At 59.8% G+C, this 23,797-nt stretch carries 16 protein-coding genes; 7 read left to right on the top strand and 9 right to left on the bottom strand.

The features are described from left to right. Positions 1-103: 103 nt before the first annotated feature. The 5 genes from CRI94_RS04795 to hemN form a co-directional block, all read right to left on the bottom strand. The gene (locus CRI94_RS04795; RefSeq protein ID WP_098074534.1) at positions 104-1,417 is read right to left on the bottom strand and encodes a CsgG/HfaB family protein; all 1,314 of its coding nucleotides are present in this window, start codon (positions 1,415-1,417) and stop codon (positions 104-106) included. Between the two features lie 300 nt (positions 1,418-1,717). Further along, positions 1,718-2,734: a CsgG/HfaB family protein gene (locus tag CRI94_RS04790; protein ID WP_179862166.1), complete on the bottom strand. Its 1,017-nt coding sequence runs from the start codon at positions 2,732-2,734 to the stop codon at positions 1,718-1,720. A 225-nt stretch (positions 2,735-2,959) separates the two neighbouring features. Beyond that, positions 2,960-5,176 (bottom strand): serine/threonine-protein kinase, encoded by a 2,217-nt coding sequence (locus CRI94_RS04785; RefSeq protein ID WP_098074532.1) that lies wholly within the window; start codon positions 5,174-5,176, stop codon positions 2,960-2,962. A gap of 68 nt (positions 5,177-5,244) precedes the next feature. Then, complete coding sequence (locus CRI94_RS04780; protein WP_098074531.1) at positions 5,245-6,411, bottom strand: FHA domain-containing protein; 1,167 nt, start codon at positions 6,409-6,411, stop codon at positions 5,245-5,247. A 545-nt stretch (positions 6,412-6,956) separates the two neighbouring features. Then, entirely contained in the window at positions 6,957-8,369 is a 1,413-nt protein-coding gene (gene hemN, locus CRI94_RS04775; RefSeq protein WP_098074530.1) for an oxygen-independent coproporphyrinogen III oxidase, read from the bottom strand. Between the two features lie 523 nt (positions 8,370-8,892). On the opposite strand from hemN, the gene CRI94_RS04770 reads away from it, so the two are divergent. Continuing rightward, positions 8,893-11,406 (top strand): heme lyase CcmF/NrfE family subunit, encoded by a 2,514-nt coding sequence (locus tag CRI94_RS04770; protein WP_098074529.1) that lies wholly within the window; start codon positions 8,893-8,895, stop codon positions 11,404-11,406. Positions 11,407-11,637: 231 nt separating this feature from the next. Continuing rightward, positions 11,638-12,108, top strand: coding sequence for an SRPBCC family protein (locus tag CRI94_RS04765; protein ID WP_098074528.1), 471 nt, complete (start codon positions 11,638-11,640; stop codon positions 12,106-12,108). Positions 12,109-12,136: 28 nt separating this feature from the next. On the opposite strand, the gene CRI94_RS04760 is transcribed toward CRI94_RS04765, so the two are convergent. Further along, entirely contained in the window at positions 12,137-12,847 is a 711-nt protein-coding gene (locus CRI94_RS04760; protein ID WP_098074527.1) for a rhomboid family intramembrane serine protease, read from the bottom strand. Positions 12,848-13,010: 163 nt separating this feature from the next. On the opposite strand from CRI94_RS04760, the gene CRI94_RS04755 reads away from it, so the two are divergent. From CRI94_RS04755 to CRI94_RS04740, 4 genes are all read left to right on the top strand, one after another. Then, positions 13,011-13,802 (top strand): UDP-2,3-diacylglucosamine diphosphatase, encoded by a 792-nt coding sequence (locus tag CRI94_RS04755; protein WP_098074526.1) that lies wholly within the window; start codon positions 13,011-13,013, stop codon positions 13,800-13,802. Positions 13,803-13,936: 134 nt separating this feature from the next. Further along, positions 13,937-16,270, top strand: a complete 2,334-nt coding sequence (locus CRI94_RS04750; protein ID WP_098074525.1) for a penicillin-binding protein 1A — start codon at positions 13,937-13,939, stop codon at positions 16,268-16,270. A gap of 80 nt (positions 16,271-16,350) precedes the next feature. Further along, positions 16,351-17,649 (top strand): metallophosphoesterase family protein, encoded by a 1,299-nt coding sequence (locus CRI94_RS04745; protein ID WP_098074524.1) that lies wholly within the window; start codon positions 16,351-16,353, stop codon positions 17,647-17,649. A 242-nt stretch (positions 17,650-17,891) separates the two neighbouring features. Further along, positions 17,892-18,437 carry a hypothetical protein gene (locus tag CRI94_RS04740; RefSeq protein ID WP_098074523.1) on the top strand — a complete coding sequence of 182 codons (546 nt, stop codon included), beginning with the start codon at positions 17,892-17,894 and terminating at the stop codon, positions 18,435-18,437. Positions 18,438-18,530: 93 nt separating this feature from the next. Here the strand turns inward: CRI94_RS04740 and ispE are convergent, their stop codons facing one another. After that, positions 18,531-19,415, bottom strand: coding sequence for a 4-(cytidine 5'-diphospho)-2-C-methyl-D-erythritol kinase (gene ispE / locus CRI94_RS04735; RefSeq protein WP_098074522.1), 885 nt, complete (start codon positions 19,413-19,415; stop codon positions 18,531-18,533). A gap of 330 nt (positions 19,416-19,745) precedes the next feature. Here ispE and CRI94_RS04730 point away from each other — a divergent pair, with 330 nt between their 5' ends. Continuing rightward, positions 19,746-21,113, top strand: coding sequence for a DUF5686 family protein (locus tag CRI94_RS04730; protein WP_098074521.1), 1,368 nt, complete (start codon positions 19,746-19,748; stop codon positions 21,111-21,113). Between the two features lie 182 nt (positions 21,114-21,295). Here CRI94_RS04730 and dut read toward each other — a convergent pair whose 3' ends face one another. After that, complete coding sequence (gene dut, locus CRI94_RS04725) at positions 21,296-21,754, bottom strand: dUTP diphosphatase (protein WP_098074520.1); 459 nt, start codon at positions 21,752-21,754, stop codon at positions 21,296-21,298. Positions 21,755-22,087: 333 nt separating this feature from the next. Further along, positions 22,088-23,662: a peptide MFS transporter gene (locus CRI94_RS04720; RefSeq protein ID WP_098074519.1), complete on the bottom strand. Its 1,575-nt coding sequence runs from the start codon at positions 23,660-23,662 to the stop codon at positions 22,088-22,090. Between the last annotated feature and the right edge of the window lie 135 nt (positions 23,663-23,797).

Below are 23,797 nucleotides of genomic sequence, written 5' to 3'. Positions count from 1 at the left end.
CGAAGGGGGGACCGAAGAAGAACCGGATCAGCGCTGCGAGCGAGGGGAGGGATCAAAGGGCGCCGCAGCGCACGCAGTGTCGGAGGGCGTGCGTTCGGTCTGATCAGTTTGGGGGCTGGTCGGCGGGAGGTCTCGGAGGAGGCGGCAATGCCTCCGGCGTTCCTGTGACGCTCTCCTGGGCGGGTTCACGAATCGTTTCGGGGGAAAGAGACACCCCGAAGCCCATATTGCGGAGGCGTTGGTCGAGAAGGTCGATCGAAGTCGCTCCGGCCTGTGCCTGAGTGGCAGAAGCCATAGCATTCTGCGGCGATCCGCCACCCGCACCGAGGGCCTTCATCTTATCCTTACGCTGACGCGGCGCATCGAACGTCGGATCGAGCGCCTGCGACCGTCCGTAGTGCCGCTCTGCGGCACCGAAGTCGCCACGATCTTCGTCTTCCAGTCCGCGACAATAGGCCAGAAACGCTTGGAGATTCTCCGTCGGCACCTCTTCGATCTTGGCCCGCTCACGCGGTGTCAACTCGACATCCAGCCCATCGATGATGCGGAAGACAAGTTGCTTCTGCAGCCGGAAGAGATTTCGCAGTTCCCCGGACTCGCCGTCGATGTCCGGAAACTGGACGCCCGCACCAATGGATGCAAGCGTGACGTCAACGCGAAGGCGTTGGTCCGTGGTCACAAAATAGCTTCCACCCACCAGGCGACCCGCGCCGAGCATGCGCCCGAGCCGAGGCGCCGTCGACGAGTTGACATACTCCGTCTGTCCGAGCTCCAGTTCGTCGAGAAGCGCCTGCAGACGAATGCGCTCGACGACCTTCAGGCGACCGATGCCGGCGAGGTCAGTCGTAACCATGGCTGCCAGACCGCGCCCAAGGGGTTTGTACTGGTCATCGGCTCCCTGAAACTCGAGCGGAAGAACGGCCACAACACGCTCAGACACTTGCTGATCCGCAATCTCTGTCTCGCGCTGCATCATCTCGCGCATGTCCTCCTTCGCCTCCTCACGCACGAGCCATTCGTACCGGCCCTCCATGAGTGTGCGATAGTCCGATGCGCGGGACACCTCACCGTACTTTTTGAAAATGCGCAGGGCAGCCTGCTGCTTGCCCACGCCCTCACTTGCAAGCCCGAGATAAAAAAGCGTCTTCGGGTCCTCCGGCTGGTAGGAGTATGCCTTCTTCAACAGGTCATACGCCTGTGCCGGCCGCTGCGTACGCATGTAAATCGCACCAAGGTCGCGGAGGGCCTTCGCGTCGTCGGGTCGCTCGGACAGGCGCGCCTCGAGGTTTTGAACCTCTTTGGCGTACGCCTCCGGATCTTCCTCAAGCGAAACGGAGGGCGAGGAGCACGCCATTAGGCCGCAAGCTAGAACGGCGGCAGCCAGGACGCACCCGATGCCTCGAATCCACATCATCATGGGGGTACGGGAGAACTGAAGAGTCGGGGTACTGGAGGAGAGCCAAGCCTGGAGATGCCTGCCCTCCGTCGCTCGGTGGATGCGCTACGCGACCACCCGTTCGAAAGCAGCACGACAGAGGCCCCGCCCGCAACTCGGACGAGGCAACTGCATGCATCAGGTCGAATCCAACGACCGAAGGGAGCCGTCGCGACGCGTCTGTTGGCGGTACGCCGCAACTCGACGCTGCGACCTAGACCGAGCTAACAAACAAACGCTTGGGCGGAGTCAAGATCAGGCAATCGCCGAAACGTGAGGACGTCAGCGATTCATCTGCGTCGTCGACGTTTCAGAACCTTCCACACCGGCCGTCGAAGCGACCATCGGCTTGATGCTTTCCGCCTTGATGCGTGCACGACTGAAGCTTTCGTCGTACTCGACCGCCTGCAGGAATTTCTCGCGTGCGGCCCGGTACTTTCCATCCTCGAGCAGGCTGAGCCCATCTGAGTACGCCATCATGGCGTCGAGCGACTTGGTTTCACTCGTTCCCATCTTGGCCTCCTCCATCTCGACATTCACGGACCGCGTGATCTTGGTGCTCAACTCTTCGATCAACTCAAAGAACTCGTCCGGTTTGCCCGTGACCTGCTCGCCGAGAAGTACTTCTCCTGTCTCGACCTTCACGACGCGAGCAAGAATCATCATCTGCCCCTCAAACACCGTATAGCTGCCGAAGACGACCGAATGAGCTCCAAGGAGCTTGCCGGTCCGGACCGCGGTGGACTGGTCCACCTTCTGGTCGTCGCGCTGAAGCTCGAGTTCGTTTAGAAGCCACTGAATCCGCTCTCGCTCAATGACCTTCAGATCCGTCCCGCCATTCAGGTAATTGATCATCATGGACGGCAGGCCCTTCTCAAGCCCTTCGAAGCGCTCGCGCTCATCGACGGAGTCGTTCGAGAAGTCCATGACGGCCAGCGTCTTGAGCCCGGCGTCATTTTGCACGCCATATCCATCCATCTCTTTGCGCACATCATAGTAGATCTGCATGATGGGTGGCGGCTCCACATCGGGATCGAACTCGGCCCCCGGCTTCATCTTGAGAAGCTGCCGGACAGCATCACGCGCCTTCGACTGTTTATTCTTCGCAACGTACACGCGAGCCAAGTACCGTAGCGCCTGCGATCGATCCGCTTTGGAGGCAGATTCATTGTCCGCTACCTGCGCAAAAAGTTCGCTCGCCTTATCATACTCCGCGAACTGATACTCCTCCTTCGCCTGCTTGAGAACCGAATCCTGGGCGTGGACGGCCGTCACTCCCATCAGGAGGAGAACCGTCACCAGCAACAGCGGGTGAAGTCGAGACCTTCGAGTCGTAGCACGTTCCTGCATATGGGGTCACCTTAACCTATTGATCGTGCAGCAAGAGATAATCCAATGGATGAATCCAGAAACTCTGTGTACTCCATCCCGCAAGGCGCGGGCCACATTTAGACAAAAAGAAATTACTTTCCGCCCACTACGTGAACGATCGGGGCATTTTGTACCACGAAACTGAAAACAACATTACGATTCCGGGGAGAATGTGATGTAATGCTTGTATTTCTGAAATGCGGGCTCAATCTCCACGTCGTAATAGCTCGTTTCGAACGTTCGCCGCGCCTTGTTTTCCCCGCCTTGAGCCGGAGTGAGGCGGTACGTACCGCCTTGGATGCGAAAATCATCCTCTCGCTCCTTTCGAATCTCGACGCGATACGTTCCTGGCGGCAACGACTTCTCCCCCGGCGTGCTTATTTTGGAGTTGACGCCGTCGATATAAATATTGCCCCAACTCGCGAGAGAGTTGACAGAAATTACGTGCTGATACACGCAGGATATCGATACCGTGTCATTTTGAGACACATTTACCTGCCTTTCGATGGTCTGATACCTGGGATGAAGGCACCGCACCGTTCGAGTGCCTGATGCGAGGCGGAAGGTACCGCCTCCTGTCCGCTCTTCGCCATCGACCCAGACTGTAACTTGAGACGGGGCGGTCACGGATATACGTCCGGACGCCGCCGGCTGCCGGGAAGGCGCAGATTCCGCAGGAGCACGTGTCGACCGAGTAGACGCCTCATCGGCCCGATCGAGCTGTAGTCCCGCCAGCGTGACCTGGCTCCCGGGCTCGAAGGTTATGGTCGTATCGAACGAGGTGTACCCGCCCTTCTCCAATAGCACCCGTGCCTTCCCGGCCTCCACGGTCGCGCCTTGAATGGGCGTGGTGCCAATTTCGCTGCTTCCGACGAGAACGCGTGCACCCGATGGAGCAGAAGACACAGCGAATTGTACCGGTTGCGGGCGTAGTTCGAACCCGCTCAGCACGAGAGTCTGTCCTTCTTTGACCGTGACCGACGTGTCGATGGGCTGGAATCCAGACTTCCGGATCTTGAGTCTGTGCGTCCCCGCCGGCAGTTGATGGTTCGCCAGTGGCGTGACTCCGACACTATCATCGGCGATCTCGATAACCGCAGAACCCGGTTTCGTTTGCAGGGTCAACGTGGACATCGCGGTGCTGCTCGGCTGGAAGAAAACGTACCCGCCTCCAGCGACGGCAAGCATCGCGACCACAATGGCGGCCACAACGCCGACCGGGACACCTTTGTCTGTTGTCCCGTCTCGACCGCGATGATCAGAGGCACTGGGGGCGTGCTGCTTCGTTGGGGCGGGGCCGCCGGACGCTTTCGCCGGTGGTTGGGTCGCGCCCCCGTCGATCTCGTCCAGCAGCGAGTCGTCGAGGATCGTTCCATCGTCCGCCTCCGACGTGTCATCCGCCGGTGACGTATCGGCGGTCGGGTCGCCGTCGGCCGTATCCGCGGCCGTGTCTGCATCGGTATCCTGCGACTGCGTTTGCTCGGGCGCATCACTCTCGGCAACATCCCACATCGCCGACGGACTCGTGTCGTCGATTCGCTCAGCCGCTTCGTCCAGCGCCTCCAGCATGGCATCCGCTGAGGGATAGCGGTCGTCTGCCTTTTGCTCGGTCGCGCGTTCGATCACCGTTGCGAGCGGAGCCGGCAGGTTTGGGACGAAGTCTCCCGCAGGCGGAACGTCTCCCTCAACGACCTTCCGCATAATGTCGAAGTCCGTATCCAGCTCATCGAACGGGAGGCGTCCAGCGAGCATCTCGTACATCGTCATGCCAAGAGCATAGAGGTCGCTGCGGTTGTCAACCTCATCGATCTTCTCGATTTGCTCCGGCGACATGTACTTCAGCGTCCCGCCCTGCCCCCCCTGTGTCACGGTTTCCCCGGAGTCCCGGCGACGGAGCTTCGCGATGCCGAAGTCTGTAATTTTGACGTCGCCATCGGACGTCAACATGATGTTCTGCGGCTTGATATCGCGATGGATCACCCCCGCGCCGTGCGCATCGCGGAAGGATCGCAGGATTTGCTGAACGATGGGTACAGCCTCAGCCGGCGTCATGGGGCCCTCCACGATCCGATCTTTGAGCGTACCCCCGTCGACATACTCCATGACGATGAGCAGCCCGATATCGGTATCACGAAGTGCGTAAATGCTCGTGATATAGGGGCTGTTAATCCGCGCGAGTGCTTTCGCTTCAGCGCGAAAGCGACGCAGGAACTGCTCTCGGTGCGCCTGGGCCGGATTAATCCGTTTGAGTGCAACCGGACGAGACAGAGCGACATCTTCGCCTTTGTACACGACCCCCATCCCACCACGACCGAGAATGCTCTCGATGTGGTAGCCGTCTACCTCCTTTCCAATGACTGCGTCGTCCATGCTCCCGTTCTTCTCCTTCCGTCTATCCGGTGACCGAATTACGTCGGGCCCACCCTCTCATCCGTATTCTATCGATCCTCCACGATTTCGCTCTTGTCCACGTCCCAGGCCTTCGCCATGCGATCGAGGTACGCGTCGATGTACGTGGGGCGAAATAGTTTTTTCTCCAGCGCTCCCCACTCCATCGAGTAGAGTTCGCGCCATTCTTCGTATAGCTTCTTGATCGGCTTGCCGCCCTCACTTCCGGCAGAAAACAGGTTCGAGAAGCCTCCACCGCCCGTGCTGCGGGCCTCGTCGTAGGCGTCGCTCGGGTTCACCTTGCGGAGAAGGTCTTTACTTCCCTTCATAGCCGCTTTTTTGTACCCCGCAAGCATGGCGACGTTATGCGCAACGAGTGTGTTGACGGCCTCCCGAAGGTGCTCAAGGCGCTTCTCTCGCTCTGCATCGCCGATGTCCGGATCCAGCACGTGCTGGCGAAGTGAGTCGATATCGGCTCTGTGTAGAAAGGATTTCTCCGGGGGCTGAACCACCGTGCTACCACTGAACTCTCGCCAGAAATGCGTCGGGATGCTGATCATCCGCGCGACGGACTCGAGCAGCATGTCGACGACCTCGTTCACATGCTCGGGCGCCTGGCCACGGCCGTCCGATGCGGGCGACTCCGCTTGGGCCGATGCCGCGCCGTCGCCCCCGACCTCCATTCCCATCTGAGCAAACATCGTCTGCACCACCTGCTCATCCGTCTTCGCTCCAGACAACGCGCCGCCCAACGCACGGTCGAGTTCCTCGTCTCGCTGGTCGGCAGGCGCATACGTGTACGTTTCGGCCAACCCCTTCATAGCACTCGCGAGCTGTGCAGCGTGCTTCTCGAACGGGTTCTCATTTTCGGACGCACTCGCAAACGCCGTCTGCTCCGAGGACGGCATAAACAGAGGAACGAACTCGATCCGAAAATCCCCGACATTGATCACATCGCCACTCTTCAGAACATACGGCCGATCTTCACCGACCCGGGCTCCGGCAACGAACGTGTGGTTCTTGCTCTCCCGGTCGTGCAGATAATAGTCTCCGCCATCCTGAACGATCCTGGCATGCTGCTTACTGACCTTTTGATCAGGGATGGTGAGATCATTTCCACTTCCTCGCCCAATGGTAATTTCCTCCTGTTCAAACAGATAATCGGCCGGGTCATTACCCTCGGCTCCTTCCTTCACCACCTGAAGTTTGATCGGCATAAGTCGACGCGTTGCAACGGGGAAGACGATGAATGATGTGAAGATAGCTGGCCCGGAAATGGCGGGCGGTCCTTCGGCACCGCGTACATCTTGTATCGCGCAATTTGCGCCAAGACGAGGCCAATCGTGTAACCTAATACGGTTTAAACCTAATCAGCAAGCTTCAAGCCAGCCACACAGGTGAAGAAAGAGCACACGATTCTTACGTCTTCACACTCCGAGTGCTGGCTCCATTGCCCGAGGCATTCCGGTAGAGATGATTCACCGGAAGTGACCTAAGGTATCTCCGTTAGATAAGCAGAGGCGTAGACGCATACAAATCTCGTTGCCGTATTTGCGACGACAACGGCGCTTCATAACCGCACGTTTGCGAGAGGAGCGCGGCTTGAGACATTCGCGTACAGACTCAGAGACCCGGGCGCACCTGAAGCGCGAAGGGACCCGAAACGACGTGAAGCCCGACACCCCTTAACTCTCGGATGCGCGGGCTCCTCGTACGTGGTTCAGCCGCTACCATTTTCGAAAATGTCGACGCTGGACCTCCTCTATACTGTTTTAGAGTAAAGAGGCCGCTTTTGAGAGGCATTCAGATAGGCATCGAACGCCATCGCCGCGTTTCGAATGAAGAGACGCCCCTCGGGCTCGACGCGTACAGCGTCCTCGGTGACCGTCACGAGCCCATCGTCCACCATTGGCTCGAGTGCTTCCATAGCAGACGTGAACGTCGCGTCGAAGTCGATGTCGAATCGAGACTCAATGTCCGCCTTCAACACGAGTGAATTGCACATCAACTCCATAATCACCGCCCGTCGGACTCGGTCATCACGAGTAACCTCGTAGCCGCGGTAGGTTGCCAGGCGTCCCTCATCGATGCGAGCATAGTAGTCTGGCAACCCCTTGATATTCTGTGTGTACGCTCCGTCCAGCTGACTGATGCCGGACATGCCGAAGGCCACTACATCCGCACCGGCCCGCGTCGAGTAGCCTTGAAAGTTGCGGTGCAGGTTGCCGGTATCGAGCGCCACCGCGAGTTCGTCGTCAGGACGAGCGAAGTGATCCATTCCAATAAAACGATAGCCCCCTTCGCCGGTTAGTCGCTCGGTTGCCATCTTGAAGATGCGAAGCTTCTCTTCCGGCTCCGGCAGATCCGCCTCGGGAATAAGGGTCTGGTGCTTTCGCAGCGACGGAATATGTGCGTAGCTGAACAGAGCGATGCGTTCCGGGTCGAGCCGCATGACGGTATCGACCGTATCAGAAAACGTCTCGGACGTCTGGTGCGGCAGACCGTAGACGAGGTCAAGGTTGATGCTTCGAAAGCCATGCATCCGCGCCCATCGGACGGCGTTCTCCACGAGTTCGGTCGGCTGCACGCGGTTGATGGCCTCCTGCACCTTCGGGTCCACGTCCTGCACGCCGTAGCTGATGCGATTGAATCCAGCGTCCGCCGCCGCAGCGAGGTGCTCTTCCGTGAGTCCGCGCGGATCCGCCTCCAGACTAATCTCGGCGTCGGGGTCGAAGGAAAACACCGATCGCGTATGGGTCATCAGGTCGCCGATTTGCTCGGGAGTCAGGTAACTCGGCGTCCCTCCCCCCCAGTGCACCTGTACGACCCGACGATCGAGATCGATGTACTGCGCAGCAATCTCCATTTCGCGTTTTGCGTACCCGAGGTACCGCTCGATCACCTCCGGACGGTGGGTCACCTTCATATGGCACCCGCAATAGTAGCAGAGCGAGCGGCAAAATGGGAGATGAACATACAGCGACAGCGGCGTCTCTGCATTTCCCTCTGACAGAGCTTGTGCAAATGCGTCGTCCGTTACCTCCTCTGAGAAGTGTGGAGCGGTCGGGTAGCTGGTGTACCGCGGTCCGGGCTGGTTGTAGCGCCGGACCAGGTCGAGGTCGACGTGAACCGTGTTTGAGTCGGACGTCGCCGGAGAAGAAGAAAGGGCGCGCATAGATGTCATGGGTACGAACGGACGCGATGCGATCACAGGGTAAGAATGCGCCAGCAGGCAGTGTCGGCACATCACTGAACTACGCGATGTGGTTCGTTCAACCCTGAGAGGATGCTGCCCGTCGCTCCGTGGGGGTCGCCCACGCGACCGTGTGGGGGGATTTCTTACGGGGCCGACGCGAAGCCACATCGTCGTTCCGTGGATCTACCTCCCTCGCCCGTGCCCCCTGGATGGAGATGGCAGGTGAACGGATTTCGTGAACCAGCAACTCGCGGGAAAGCATACCGATGGGTTGTCGCCCCGCAATACCCAATTCGCGCAGCATCCGTCGGCGATGCAAACAAAAACGACCATCAATCCGCCAGAACGTCTGTCTGCCGCGGCCTCTACGGCCAATTCACGGTGAATCTGAACGGGAAGATCTGCGCTGGCTTAGGATCGGGCTATCGATCGCGGAACTGCCGGTCGACACTGCGTTACCACCCTATCGCAAACGTCCTGTGCCCAATTTCCACGTTCGCTCATGCTGGGTACGATTGGTGAGTTTCTCATCCTCGTCTCGTTCGTCGCCTGCGCCGTTTCGGCGTTAGCCTTTTTCCGCGCTGCTCAACGCGAGGGCGCTGCCGGTGCCGTGCTGTGGAAACGCGTCGGCCGCTGGGGCTGGGGCTTGTCAAGTCTGTTCGTCGTCGGCGCATCGGGCATCCTGTGGTATCTGCTGCTTACGCACCACTACGAGTACGCGTATGTCTATCAGCAGTCGTCGAATGATCTCCCGCTCCACTACCTCATATCGACGTTCTGGGCGGGACAGGAAGGTTCATTTCTGCTGTGGATCCTGATGATGTGCGGCGTGGGCGGCGCCCTGATCGGCTACGTTCACAAGGAGTATGAAACGTCGGTCATGACCGTCGTCGCCCTCTGTCAGCTGTTTCTGCTGTCGATGGTGGTCGGCCTTCAGATCGGTCCGGTCGAGATTGGTGCTTCGCCATTCCTGACCCTGGCGGAGAAGTTCACGGATGCACCGATCTTTCAGCAGAACCCGGACTTTGTCCCGGCAGACGGCCAGGGCCTAAACGACCTGTTGCAGAATCCCTGGATGACGATCCACCCGCCGATGCTTTTCGTCGGCTTCTCGTCCATGGTCGTCCCGTTCGCCTTTGCCGTCGCAGCGCTCTGGAAGAAGCGGTTCACGCAGTGGGTCCGCCCCGCCCTGCCGTGGACGCTCGGCGCCGTGCTCATGCTCGGCGTCGGCATCGCGATGGGCGGCTACTGGGCGTACGTCACGCTATCGTTCGGTGGCTACTGGGCATGGGACCCGGTCGAGAACTCCTCGCTCGTTCCATGGCTCGTTGGCGTCGCCGCGTTCCACACGATGCTCGTGCAGAAGAAGAGCGGCGCCAGCCAGAAGGCGTCGATCTTCCTCAGCATCCTCGCTTACATGTTCGTCATCTACAGCACGTTCCTGACGCGGAGCGGCATTCTCGGCGACGTGTCGGTCCACTCATTCGTCGACCTTGGCCTCTACAACCAGCTGCTGATCTGGATTGTCGCGATCGCCGTGGGCGCGTTCGGGCTCTTCTTCTATCGGTACAGCGAACTGCCATCGCCAAAGGAGGAGCCACGCGTATTGTCGCGCGAGTTTATGATTTTCTCCGGGGCCATCCTTCTGTGCGCTACCTCCGCCGTGATCATTCTCGGCACCAGCTCCCCCATTCTGGGTCGCATCTTCCGGGACAGCCCCTCCGCCGTACCGATCGAGTTTTACAACGAATGGACTCTTCCGCTTGCGCTCGGATTCGTCTTCTTGGCCGGCCTCGGGCAGTTGTTCTGGTGGAATAAGATGACCGTAGAGTCGCTCAACCGGGTGCTTCTCGCTCCCGTCGCACTCGCAACGGTCTGCACCATCGCGGTTCTGGCTCTGACACCGTTCACGACGGAAACGGTCGTCGTTCCGGCCACCGCTGCCGCGTCCACCACGCCGACGGAAGCGGGCGTCTTCAGCGGACTGCAGGAGTTCTGGGCCACGTACGGCTTTGCGCTGCAGATGCTGATGCTGGTCTTCGTCGGCTTCTTTTCCCTCTTCGCCAACGGCATGGTGCTGTGGCGCATTGCGCGCGGCAACCCGAAGATGGCGGGCGGCGCGCTCTCCCACGTCGGCTTCGCAATCCTGATCCTGGGTGTCGTGGCGTCGAGTGGGTTCAGCAGCCCCCTCCCTCAGATCGGGCACATGTCGTCGGCCGACGAGGACAACCAGCCACGTGAGAACTTCGTGGTTGCCGAGGGACAGACCCGCATGATCAACGGCTATCGGGTCACCTACAAGGGCCAGTCGACCAATGACCGCGGTCGCGGCATCTACCACCTCGCGTTCACCGACCCGAAAGGCCGATCCTACGACATGAACCCGGTGGCCTACGAGGGCTCGGGTGGACAGTGGTTCATGCACCCGGACGTAAAAGCTTTCGTTGAGAAGGACATTTTCGTCGCCGTCACGCCTCGCGAAGCCACCGGAGCAGCGGATGAATCGAACGGCGGCGAGATTGAGTTGGCTAAGGGCGACTCCACGCTTCTGGGCGAAAAGGAATATGCGGTCGCATTCTCCCACTTTGAGGTGCTTCGAGCGCCGGAAGGCATGCCGATGTCCAGTCAGCAGAACCCACCCGAGGCCGCCTCCTCGCGCGTTCCGGACAACGCGCAGATCGCCGTCGGGGCCGTACTCCACGTAACTCGCCTCGAGAGCGGCGACACCCGCACGCTGATGCCGATCTACATGGTGATGGACAACAATCAGCAACAGTACGTCGAGAACCGGATCGACGACTGGAACCTGCGGATCGCGTTCACGCAGATGAACGTCGGCAGCGGAAAGGCAACATTCGCCGTGGACGGCGTCGACGTGATGCCGGAAAACTGGGTGGTCGTTCAGGCCTACGCCAAACCGATGATCAGCCTGGTCTGGATTGGCATTATCGTCCTCTCGATCGGCTTCATCATTTCAATCGTGCGCCGCGTGGGAGACATCGTCGCCGCACACTGATGTGCTCTGCCCCATTCCTCCCAGAGAACAAAAGGCCGAGGGCGATCCCCTCGGCCTTTTCTATGCTTCATATGTAGGTTTCCGTCCCGGATTCCGCTGCGCTCGACTTCCGTTTTGCGTCCGAGTGTGCGCTATCCGATCTTCCTCGCGCACGTTGACCTCGGATGGCCCTACGTCCGTTCGTGCACTTAATTCTCGCCAAAAACGGATGCCCACTCTTTGCAGCCACCTATGCTTACCGTTCGCGACGACATCTGGATTGCTGCGTCCCCGGAAGCCGTATTTGACTACGTCGACGTGCCCGAACGTCAGCCCGTGTTCACACCAAGCCTTCGACGGTCCGAACTGATCGAACGGCTTCCCAATGACGGCGCACGTGCTCGATACACGTTTTCCCTGCTCGGGCTCTCGCTGTCTGGAGAGGTGCGTGCAACGGACTATGAGCCACCGGAACGAATCGTGTTCGCAATGACCGGCAACCTGCGCGGCTCCATTCGCTGGTACCTCGACGCAGAGGACGGAGGCACGCGGTTTACGTACGCCGCGACCTACGCCGTGCCCGGCCCGGTTCTTCTGCAGCCACTTCTGATGCCAATCATTCGCGGATACAACCGGAGCGAGATTCGTACGCTCCTGCACAATCTGAAGACCCAGGTCGAGCAGCACGAGGAGACAACTCAAGATCCCGACACTGTGTCTTAAGTGATGTTACCGCCAGCCCGTGGAGACCCTATCGCCATCGCTGATCCGATTGCTTCGGCTCTAGGCCCGGAAGCTTCCCGCGCCAGTACTGCGTGAGGAGGTAGCCGACCAGCGCACCGCCGAGGTGAGCGAAGTTTGCCACGCCGGTCTGTCCACCGGAAAAGCCGTAGAAGAGCTCGAGCAGCATCAGGCCGGTGACGAGCCATTTCGCCTTGATCGGAAACAGGAAGTAGAGATAGATTGGCTGGTTCGGGAAGAGGACGCCGAAAGCGATGAGTACACCGAACACACCACCGGAGGCCCCTACCGTTGGCACGGGCGCACTCACCATAAACATGTGAAGGAGCGCCGCACCGATGACGCAGGCAAAATAGAAAATGGCGAATCGCTGCGATCCCCAGCGGTTTTCGATCTGCACGCCAAACATCCAGAGTCCGAACATATTGAACAGGATGTGGCCGAACGTAGCCGGGCTGTGCAGAAAGCTGTAGGTGACGATCTGCCACGGCCAGAAACCTGGGATCTCACCCCGTGCCCCGAAATAGCTCACTCCCGCCTCCCCACTTCCGGGAGGATACAGCGCCATGTAGTTCAACACCTCGGCGAGGAGCGTTCCATGCTGAGGTGCTGCCACCTGAGCCGCGAGGAAGAACAGCCCATTGATGATCAGCAGATTCTTGATCACCGGCGGAAACACCGAAAACTGGGTGGGGGGCCGGTAGTACGTCTGTCGATTCATACGAGAGGTTGAAAGCATCGATCGAGGAGCATTCCGCGCGATGCCCGTGCGAAGGGATCGGCACAGTGCTCCATTCATTTCAACATCGTCCTACGCACCGACCCGATCAGCGTTCGGCGCGTAACAGGCCGTTCCCCTTCCTTCGTCATTTCCCCACGTCGCTGTGGTTCTGTTCGTCTCGGACATGCACTTCGGACGCACCGGTGCACCGGATGCCGAAAAAGCAGAAGAGGCCGACCTGCTCCGTTGTCTCGACGCGTTCGACGACGAGCTGGAGCATCTCTACCTTGTCGGCGATGTGTTTGACGCATTCATCGAGTACTCGCGGCTGGTGCCAAAAGGGTTTGTCCGGTTTCAGGGACGCATCGCTTCCCTCACGGATCGAGGCATTCCGGTCACGTACCTGCTCGGGAATCACGACCCCTGGCATGCCGACTACTTCACGGAAGAGCTCGGCGTCGACGTCGTCCCGGACCACTGCGTCGCCACGCACTACGGGCACCGTGTCCTGTGCGCTCACGGCGACCATCTTGCGGGTTCGGCGGGCGGACTGACGACACGCTTCCGGTCTCTGCTGAGGCATCCCGCGTGCGTCGCTCTGTATCGCACCCTGTTACCGGCAAACCTCGGATTCGGACTCGCCCAGTGGGTTAGCCGCCAGATGCACGACCGCACGCCGAACCCGGATCTCGTCCAGACGCTGGCGGAACGCGGGCACGACCTGATTAAGCAAGACCGCGCTGACATGGTCGTGATGGGTCATAGTCACGTTCCCACGCTTCAGCAAAACGAGCACGGCATGTATTTGAATACAGGCACCTGGTTTGCGGACCGTACGTTTGTCGTGCTTACCGAACCTGCCGCGCGACTCATGCAGTGGAACGGGAGACGTGCTGAAATCATTGAATCAGCCGATTTCCAGAACGACATGGCCGAAGCCGGCCGATCTACCTGAACCGGGCCTTTTTCTCTCCGTCTCTCCGGCCCGAGCCCGTTCTGTTGTACTTATTCATCGAGCCCGGACACGAATTCGGATCTCCGGTCCGTTTTTTCTGTCGCACCCGGCTCATCCTAGACGAACCACGCCTCATGTCTGAGTGGTCTTACTCGGAAGAAGAACTCGACCAGTATTTCAACGAGCCGACTGTCCGTGACAGCCAGGTATCGGAGAATGGTCACGAGAAGCCGTCCCCCGGCGGCATCCGTGGCTATTTCTACGATAAGTTCGACGATCCCCGGAAGGGGCAGGCTGCGTTTCTGCTATCGATGCTGGTTGGGGCTGTCCTCGCCGGCGTGCTCTTTTTGAGCGGTTGGCTGCTCATCGTCTCAAGCGACCTACCGTCTACGCAGAGCCTGGAGAACCCGACGTTTCAGCTTGCCACCGTTGCGTACACGGCGGACGGCGAAGAGCTTGCCCGTTACGCACGGCAGAACCGCTCCTGGCTCCGCTACGACAGCATCGCCACACCGGCCGTCAACGCGCTGGTAGCGACGGAGGACCACCGCTTCCACGAGCACTGGGGCGTGGACATGCGCGGTATCTTTGCTGCGGTCGCGGATATTATGACCGGCACCTTCCGCGGTGCGTCGACGATTACGCAGCAGCTCGCGCGAAACCTATACAACGAGAAAGTGGGCCGTGAGGTGACAATCTCGCGTAAGCTCAAGGAAATGGTTACCGCCGTGGAGCTTGAGCGGCGGTATACGAAGCCGGAGATCATCGAAATGTACCTCAACACCGTCAGCTTCGGATCGAACGCCTTCGGCATCGAAGCGGCGGCGCGGACGTACTATGGCACGTCGGCGAAAGATCTTGAGGTGAGGCAGGCTGCAACACTGATCGGCCTCCTGAAAGCCACGACCTACTACAATCCGGTTCGCAATCCTGAGAATGCGCGTCTCCGGCGCAATGTTGTGATGCAGCAGATGGTCAAGCGGGGCTTTCTCGACCCGTCGTATTACGCCGAGACCAAGGACAAACCGGTTGAAGCAAAATACCACTCTGCCGAGCTCTACGCTAGCCTTTCGCCCTACTTCGCGGAATACGTCCGCAACTGGGCAGAGGACTGGGCAGACGAAAACGGGCGCGACCTCTACGCTGATGGTCTCCGCATCTATACGACCATTGACAGCGAGATGCAGGCCATCGCGCGATCGGCCGTCGAACAGCAGATGAAGGACCTGCAGCGGATTGTCGATTACGAATGGAGCGAGCGCTCCGGTGCGCTGCTTTCTACCAACGTCGCTCCGTATCGCGAAAAAACGCCGGGCGAGGACTTCGAACCATTCCGGTATTTCTGGGAATCGAAGTCTGGCGTGGTTCGTGACTGGATTCAATCAACCGATCATTACAGCTCGCTCCGCGATCAGGGTCTCAGCGATGAGGAAGCCCTTGCGCAACTGAAGGAGACCGAGTCGTTCGTCGATTCGCTGAAGAACATCCGGACGCGCCTCGAGTCGGGCATGGTCTCGATCGATCCACGAAATGGGCACGTGAAGGTCTGGATCGGTGGCCGTGATTTCCGGACCGATAAGTACGACAAGGTCGCGATCGCTCGACGCCAGCCGGGATCGACGTTCAAACCGTTCACCTACACTGCAGCTATCGACAACGGGTATAGCCCGTACGACACGTTCAAGGACAGTACGGTGGTCTGGGAGGACACCGGCGCGGACACGACATGGACGCCCGAGAACTTCGGCGGATCAACGAACCAGGATATGACGCTCAGCCAGGGCCTTGCGCGCTCAATGAACACGATCACGAGCCGCCTGGTGCTGGAGATCAACCCGTCGACCGTGGCGACCTACGCGCGCCGCATGGGCATTAAGAGTGAACTCCAGGAAGTGCCCTCCATTGCGCTCGGAACGAGTGATGTGACCTTGCTCGAGATGGCCGCTGCATACTCTACGCTTGCCAATGGTGGCCTTTACCATGAGCCGACGGCCGTTACGCGCATCGAGGATCGCTACGGCAATGTGCTGTACGAAACCCAGCCGACGCCGCGTGAGGCGTTATCCGAGCGCACAGCGTACACTGTGGTCGACATGATGCGTGGCGTCATTGACTATGGCACTGGGATGCGCGTCCGCACGCAGTTCGGCCTCGGTAAATACGACCTCGCAGGCAAGACCGGAACGACGCAAGAGTCCGCTGATACGTGGTTCATGCTGATGCACCCCGAACTGGTGACCGGCTCGTGGGTCGGCTTCAACGACCGTCGGGTCACCTTCCGCACGAACTGGTGGGGACAGGGCGCCCACTCGGCGCTCTTCCTCGTCGGCGACTTTTACCAGGGCCTCGCCGAATCCGATAGCGTGAAGCTGCCGGAAACGACCTTCCCGATGGTCGAAGATTACGGCAGCCCTGAAGGCAACCGTCAGGACGAGGGATCCGATCGCGATGATCGCTTCGGCTGGTAAACGCTCCTTTCAGCCTCGGAGCACCTGCCCTTCACTCCCTGTCTCCTTTCTTCTCCCACTTCTCTTTCACTCGCTCGACCATGCGCGTTCTCCACACGGCCGACATTCACCTGGGAGTGAAGACGTACGGCAGTCGCGACTCTGCGACGGGACTCAACACGCGGCTGCTGGACGTGAAACACTCATTCGAGGCGGTCGTCCAGCGCGCACTGGACGAGGACGTGGACGCGTTTCTATTTAGCGGCGACGCCTATCATACAGCCGACCCGACGCCGACCCAGCAGAAAATATTTGCGGAAACCCTGCAGCCCGTCGCGGATGCAGACATCCCAATCATTCTCATCGTCGGCAACCACGATCACCCGGTTACCTTTGGGCGCGCCTCTTCCCTCGACATCTTCGAATTTCTCGACGGAGACGTCCACTTCTTCTCGAAGCCAGCACAGAAGGTACCCGTCATCCCGACGAAGAGCGGACCGCTCCAACTCATTCCGCTCCCGTGGCCCGTCCGGAGTCAGATCATTTCGCGCGACGAGTACCGGAAGATGAAGCCGGATGAGTTGAAAGCCTTCATCGAGGAGTTGTACGTGACCTACGTTCAGCGACGGACAGATGACATTCGATCCCGTGGCGTCGGTGTGACGAAGGACGGAGAGGACGTGCCTCTCTCTCCCGAGAATGCGACGATTCTTGCCGGCCATGTGACGGTGCAAGGCTCTGAACTGTCAGGATCGGAACGAACGAGCCTCATAGCCTCCGAGCCGAAGTTCACGGTAGGCCAGTTAGCATTGTCGCCGATCGACTACGTTGCGCTCGGGCACATTCATCAGTTTCAGAACCGGAATCCCGAGGGCCACCCGCCCGTCGTGTACTCCGGAAGCGTGGAACGTGTGACCTTTAAGGAACGGGACGAAACGAAGGGCTCGGTTCTCGTTACGATTGACACAGAGGCCGCCCCGGGAATGTCGTCGCGTACGTCAACGTCGTTCGAGCCGACGCCCGCGCGCCCATTCATTGCTGTCTATGTAGATGCTCGCGATACGCCGGACCCGACGGAGCTCATCCTGCAGGCGATTGAGAAGCACGACGTAACCGATGCAATCGTTCGCGTGCGGTACCGTGTCGATGAATCACAGATCGCCGTCGTCGATTCCGCTCGAATCCGAGACGCCCTTGCTGATGCGGAAAAGGTGGCGGCCATCGAACGCAGCGTCGACCCGTCCGAGCGACGACGCCGTACGGTGGTGACGCGCGACTCCGACCTGGAGGACGCGATGCGGCAGTACGTGGGCCAGCACGACGAACTACAAGACATGGAGGACGACCTCGTCAATGCAGCCCTCACCCTCCAGAATGAACTCGACACAACGCGCCAGTAAGGTGTCGGTAAACGTTTGCCCGAGCAATGTCCGTTCATGCCAACCGAAACGTAACATTCAGAACAACCAGCGCCATCCGGTCACCGCTTGACCGGTTGTTACGCAAAACGTCGTAGACACAGGCGAACCGTTCGCCGTAATCCTACGTACGGTATTTCCAAGCAAACTCGATACGCGGCTCCGAGCCCTCGGCTCGATTCGATGGACCTGGCCGCATCCGCCCAACTGACGTACTCAGACCCGTGACGATTCAAGAGCGCACTGTCGACATCCCCCGCAAGGAGAACACCACCAAGAACGACGAGCCGGTCAAGATCTGGCCTGTCGTCCAGGATGCCCTCGATAAAATCGAGGCGGATGAGCCAACGCGGGAGGCCGCGGAGGCTGCCCTGGAATCAAGTGATGGATGCGTGACACTCGCCAACTACCTCAACGGTCAGGCGAAGCGGGTTCACAAGATGGACTACCGGTTCAAGGTCCCGCTCGTCGTGCTCGGAGCACAGATGGCCCGCGAAGACGATGGCGCGGAGTCGATCTACGACCCGGAGGAAGGGGCAATTTACTTCGAAACCGAAGACCACCAGTTCTCCTTCCACATCGACAAGGAGTGGACCGTCGACTGGGAAAAGGTGGCCGACCGCATCCAAACCGGCTATGAATGGGATGGGATGGAGAAACAGGTCTGGGCCCTCGACTGGCTCATGGCCTATCTCGAAGTCCCGATGGACGACTACATGGTTAGCAGCGACGACGAGGAGGAAGACGACCAGCACTTCTCCCGCATCTGATCTGCCCAGAAGCTTCTGATCTACGAACGCTCCGGCGCCTGCCCTGGCACCGGAGCGTTTTTCTTTTGCCCCCAGCACGTGCCAAGATAGGGCTTACACTCCCCGTCCGACCTCGTACCCACGTGCTCGCGCCTGCACCTCCGCCGCATCTGCGTTCGTGCTGTCGTCGAAAACACCGTAGACAGCGGACCCCGACCCGGAAAGGGAGACGTAGCTTGCGCCCATCTCTACGAGCATGTCGTGGGCGCTCGCCACTTCCGGGTAGGCATCCAGTACCGTTGCAGAAAAGTCATTCACGAGTTCGCGTCGCCAGCGCGTGACATCGGCTGACGCGACCAGGGATCGGAGGTCCGGTCGCTCGTTCTCACGCGGCGTCACCCGTCCATACGCATCCGGGGTCGAGACCTCAACCGGCGGCACGACCACTACCAGCGGCGCATCCAGCTCGAACCCGCCCACCTCTGCTCGTAGCGGCTCCAAGATCTCCCCCCGACCGGTCGCATACGCTGCAGGCAGATCCTCCAGGAAAAACGGCACGTCCGAACCCACGCCGGCGGCCACGTCACGCAGCATCGCGTGCACCTCCGCACGGGGAAGCTCTCCCGCGTCATCCGCCGACAGCCACAGGTCTGCGAGCAGGAGGAGCGTTATTGCCGCATCACTCGAACCGCCGCCCAGCCCCGCGCCATAGGGCACCCGTTTCTCCAGATGAATCTGCGCTCCCGCCATAACGCCCGCTGCATCCTGCAGGTCGAGCGCGGCCTGCATGCAAAGGTTGGCCTCGTCCGTGGGAAGATCCGGATCGGAGCACGTCATCGACAGCCGATCCGCCGGTTCGACGGAAACGACATCGGACCAGCCGATCCGGTGGAAAACGGTCTCAATATCGTGATACCCGTCGTCGCGCTTCCGCAACACGTGGAGACCAAGATTAATTTTGGCCGGTGCCCTCCGTGTTAACCGCTCGGAATTCGCCATACAGATTCAGGTTCTGGTTGAAAATGACTGAATGGAGACGACGTGATCGCTCGAAACTCCGCAGTCCCTGTGGCCACGTCATTTCGCTTGCAACGTACGCTATCGGTGCCCTCACGTTCGCCCCGATTTGCTTTCCAAATCCAGTAACACTACGCCTGCACTGAACGTGCTTTTTATGATTCATTCCGACCCAGAGTGACTGTCCGCGCGCCGGAGAAATCGGATGTGTACCGTTACCTTTAATCATCGGTACGCGGCTATCTCAGCACCTTCGTCACCCTCCCTTCGAGCCGCTGACGCTCCACTTTCACTTCGACCGCTGGTTCTGTCATGAACGTCGCCACCCGCTCCTACCCGACCGCATACGCGCTCTCGATCGCTCTTTTCGCTGTCAGTGTTCTACTTCTGCTGATGGCGATTCCGGCCTCGAGCCAGCCGGCTCCTCCTCCCTCCTATCAGGCTGTCGCCGACTCGTCTGACGGAAACGCACCGGACGCTGAATCCGACCCCAAGCCGTGGGAACGCCGGATCGGCTCGGTCTACCCCGGTCGCGTCGTCCGAACCCACGGCGGCGACTACGTGGGCAACGCGGAGTCATGGCCCTACCGGAGCACCGCGATCGTCGACCGCGACGCTCCACCCATCCGCTACAATCGGGTGGAAGGTCTGACGATCGGCGTTCAAAGAAATTCGCTCGACCTCGAATCGAACGACCGGGCAAGGGTGTTCGGCCAGTTCGGCTTCGCGACCGAATTGAACCGGATTCGAGCGACCGGCGGCACGGAATTTCGCGTGTACTCGGCTCCTCGTCACGCTCTCAAGTTCGGCGTCAAGGGCTACTACAACACGTTCACGGAAGACGCCTGGAAAACCTCCTATCTGGAGAACTCGCTCGCTGGCCTCATCTTCGGCCATGACTTCTTCAACTACTACCAGGCGCGCGGAGCGAGCGTCTACGCCGTTCAGCACATCGCACAATCGGTGCGCCTGTCTGCAGGCGTCCAGACCGAGTTGCAAAGCCCGCTCCGAACCCGGACCACCTGGTCGATCTTCGACGGGGACGGATTCAGCGCCAACCCGCGTGCGGAAGCGGGTCGCTCTACAGCCGCTGTGTTCGCCCTCGACGCCGGACACATCCGCGACTTCGACGGTCTGCCTACCGGTGGAGCGCTACGCGTGAGCGCAGAGATCGGTCACGGGCTCTCCGGACAGGACGACTGGCTCGACTCGTCGCCAACCGAGGACCTGCAATACAACCGCTACACGGCCGACGGTCGCGTCTACCTCCCCACCTCGTACGACACACGGCTCGCCCTCCGCCTTCGCGGTGGCTATGCAACCTCCGACGCCCCGGCACAGAAGCTGTTCTACCTCGGTGGAATCGGTAGCATGCGCGGCTACGGACAGAATTCTGTCATCGGGACGAAGTCTCTCCTCGCCAACGCCGAGTTCATCATCGACGGCGCTACACTTGTTGACGATATTCTCGACGACCTGTATGTCGCGATCCACGGAGATGCAGGATGGGTCGGCCAGCCCGGTGAGGCGTTCGACATGAACGACGTGCTGCCCTCCGCGGGTTTCGGCATCGGCCTCGGCGACCGCGCCGTTCGCCTGGACGTCACGTGGCCACTGCGCGACGTCCCGGAAGCAAATTCCGGTCCGTCCATCTGGCTCCGGATTACGCCGCACTTCTAGACTGGCAACACATCCGGATCTCGAGGTCCCCCTCAGCGCCGTCTCCAGCCATCATGCGTTGGAGGCGGCGTTTACGGTACATGGTTAATGGTTGGTAGTGAATTGGATTGCCCCTGATCGATGAGGCGATTCCTGTCGGGGTCAATCCTATTAACAACCCACAATACACCATCCACTAATCCCTACTTCTTCCCTGTCGAGCCGAAGCCGCCGGCGCCTCGAACGGTTTCTTCGAGCGAGTCCTGCTCCATCCACTCGACGCTGGCGTGCTGGGCAACGACGAGCTGCGCGATACGCTCCCCGCGCTCGATCGTGAAAGCATCCGGGCCGTGATTGATGAGGAGGACCTTGACTTCGCCGCGGTAGTCGGCATCGATCGTGCCCGGGCTGTTCAGAACCGTAACGCCGTGCCGGTACGCGAGTCCGCTACGCGGCCGCACCTGCCCCTCGTACCCGGCCGGAAGCGCGATCTGCACACCGGTCGGGATCAACTTCCACTTTCCGGACGGCAACACGACCGGCTCATCCTCCGGGACGGCAGCACGCAAGTCGGCTCCGGCGCTGAGATCCGTTTCGTGCGACGGCAGGTCAAGCCCGTCGGCGTGAGGTAAACGGCGAAGGGCGATGGTCAGGCGGTCCATGGATTCGAGGCGTGAGGGAAGGCAGAAAAACGTGGTGTCAACGTCGGCATGATCCTCGTCAAAGTCATCTGCTTGCCCGGAAATTCTGCCGTTGTTGAATGAGTGGGGGTTGGTCAGTCGTTTGTTGTGGGTGGTTGGTTGGATTTTCCTTTACGGGATAGGCTATCTGCGATGGGACCGCCAAACGTCCAGAGGTACCATTTCGCATTCCAAATTTCGCATTTCCCACTAGAAAAGGCCTCCCTGCCGGAGCAGGAGAGGCCTTTTCGTACAGTCACAGAATGCAGGAGCGAAGGCCACTTCGACCTTCACACTCCGCATTTCGGGCTTGATTTATTCCACGTCACCCATGAGCGGCTTAACGAACGGCGACGCGACGAGCGCCACGATACCAGCACCACTTGTGATCCATGCAACCATCCAGAACAGGTTGCTCGGGGACAGCGCTTCGAGCTGTCCAGCCAGCAGTCCGGCGAAGAGGTTACCCAGCGCCGCAGCGACAAACCAGATACCCATCATCTGCCCCACGCGGTTGTCCGGCGCGAGCTTGGTCATCGATGAAAGACCGACTGGGGAGAGGCAGAGTTCACCGCAGGTGTGAAGGAAATACGTCACGATGAGCCAGGCCGGTGTGACCGGGTCCTGCGCCGTGGCATTCGCCGCTCCCCAGGAGAGAACGAAGAAACCGCCTGCAAGACCGAAGAGACCAAGACCAAACTTGACCGGGATCGACGGATTCTGACTCCGATTGGCCAACCACGTCCAGAGCCCGCCAAAGATTGGAGCGAAGATGACGATGAACAGCGGGTTGATGAGCTGGAGCGTGCTGGCTGGAACCAGCGTGCCCATGATGTCACGATCTGTCAGCTCTTTAGCGAACAGGTTCAACGACGAGCCTGCCTGCTCAAAGCCGCTCCAGAAGACGGCGGCCAGAATGAATAGCCAGAAGATGACACCGAGTCGCTTCTGCTCTTGCTGCGTGTGTCCTCCGAAGAAAATGATATACCCAAAGAATCCGACCGTGATCGCAACAACCAGATATCCGAGGTACGCAGCGAGCTCCTGGAGCGTAATTCCCAGAGCGCCAACACTGAGCAGGTATCCGACGCCGACAATCACCAGCGCGAAAGCGAGTGCCGCAAAATAGAAATTGCGCTTCGTCGACTGCAGCTCTGACGGCGTTTTATCCGTCTCGAGCAGACCAGCGTCACCAAGACGATCCGAACCGATCTGGTACGAAATCAGACCTGCGAGCATGCCAAAGCCAGCGAGGGAGAACCCGGCGTGCCAGTTCGCTTCAAAGCCCAGCATTCCCGACTCCGCGAGCCAACCGCAAAGTAGCGGACCGAGGATGGCGCCGATGTTAATGCCCATGTAGAAGATTGAGAATCCGGCATCACGTCGGGCTCCCCCTTCCGGGTACAGATCGCCAACCATCGAGGAAACGTTCGGCTTCAGCAAGCCCGTTCCGACTACGATCAGAGCGAGTCCAAGGTAGAACGTGGACACGTCGGGCAGACCGATGATCGGCCCTGCCATGGTGAAGTGTCCGGCCGCGATGATGACGCCACCCACGAGCACTGCGCGCCGCTGCCCCCAGATGTTATCCGCGACCCATCCACCGGGGAGTGACAGAACGTAGACGAAGAAGGTGTAGAGGCCGTAGACGGCCGTCGCTTTTGCGGTATCGAAGCCCAGGCCCGGATTCGCGCCTGCAGCAGCAGCGGTCATGAACAGGACGAGCAGAGCCCGCATGCCGTAGTAGCTGAACCGCTCCCACAACTCCGTAAAGAAGAGGGTAGCAAGACCGCTTGGATGACCGAAAAAGCTCTTGTCGAGCGTAGCAGTAGATGCGTCGGCACCCGCCGATGACGGCGAGGGCGTCGAGGAGGGATTGTTCGAAGCCATAGGGATGGGATGCGTCGAAAAAGGGCGAACAACTCGGCGCGACGGCCGGGGACCGAGTACCAGACCTACCTGCAGGACGTTGGAGTACAGTAAGTATTGTACACCTGCAGCCGGTGGGCCACTCGGAGATCGCGG

This window comes from Longibacter salinarum (genome assembly GCF_002554795.1).
GTDB lineage: Bacteria > Bacteroidota > Rhodothermia > Rhodothermales > Salinibacteraceae > Longibacter > Longibacter salinarum.
This window is presented reverse-complemented; position numbering and strand designations above follow the sequence as displayed.

What these genes read in the sequence shown, in the direction of transcription:
- hemN (WP_098074530.1), bottom strand. Translation starts at nt 8,369, where the DNA reads ATGCGCGCCCTTTCTTCTTCTCCGGCGACGTCCGACTCAAACACGGTT.
- CRI94_RS04770 (WP_098074529.1), top strand. Translation starts at nt 8,893, where the DNA reads ATGCTGGGTACGATTGGTGAGTTTCTCATCCTCGTCTCGTTCGTCGCC.
- dut (WP_098074520.1), bottom strand. Translation starts at nt 21,754, where the DNA reads ATGGACCGCCTGACCATCGCCCTTCGCCGTTTACCTCACGCCGACGGG.
- CRI94_RS04745 (WP_098074524.1), top strand. Translation starts at nt 16,351, where the DNA reads ATGCGCGTTCTCCACACGGCCGACATTCACCTGGGAGTGAAGACGTAC.
- CRI94_RS04720 (WP_098074519.1), bottom strand. Translation starts at nt 23,662, where the DNA reads ATGGCTTCGAACAATCCCTCCTCGACGCCCTCGCCGTCATCGGCGGGT.
- CRI94_RS04760 (WP_098074527.1), bottom strand. Translation starts at nt 12,847, where the DNA reads ATGAATCGACAGACGTACTACCGGCCCCCCACCCAGTTTTCGGTGTTT.
- CRI94_RS04780 (WP_098074531.1), bottom strand. Translation starts at nt 6,411, where the DNA reads ATGCCGATCAAACTTCAGGTGGTGAAGGAAGGAGCCGAGGGTAATGAC.
- CRI94_RS04795 (WP_098074534.1), bottom strand. Translation starts at nt 1,417, where the DNA reads ATGATGATGTGGATTCGAGGCATCGGGTGCGTCCTGGCTGCCGCCGTT.
- CRI94_RS04765 (WP_098074528.1), top strand. Translation starts at nt 11,638, where the DNA reads ATGCTTACCGTTCGCGACGACATCTGGATTGCTGCGTCCCCGGAAGCC.
- CRI94_RS04750 (WP_098074525.1), top strand. Translation starts at nt 13,937, where the DNA reads ATGTCTGAGTGGTCTTACTCGGAAGAAGAACTCGACCAGTATTTCAAC.
- CRI94_RS04785 (WP_098074532.1), bottom strand. Translation starts at nt 5,176, where the DNA reads ATGGACGACGCAGTCATTGGAAAGGAGGTAGACGGCTACCACATCGAG.
- ispE (WP_098074522.1), bottom strand. Translation starts at nt 19,415, where the DNA reads ATGGCGAATTCCGAGCGGTTAACACGGAGGGCACCGGCCAAAATTAAT.
- CRI94_RS04730 (WP_098074521.1), top strand. Translation starts at nt 19,746, where the DNA reads ATGAACGTCGCCACCCGCTCCTACCCGACCGCATACGCGCTCTCGATC.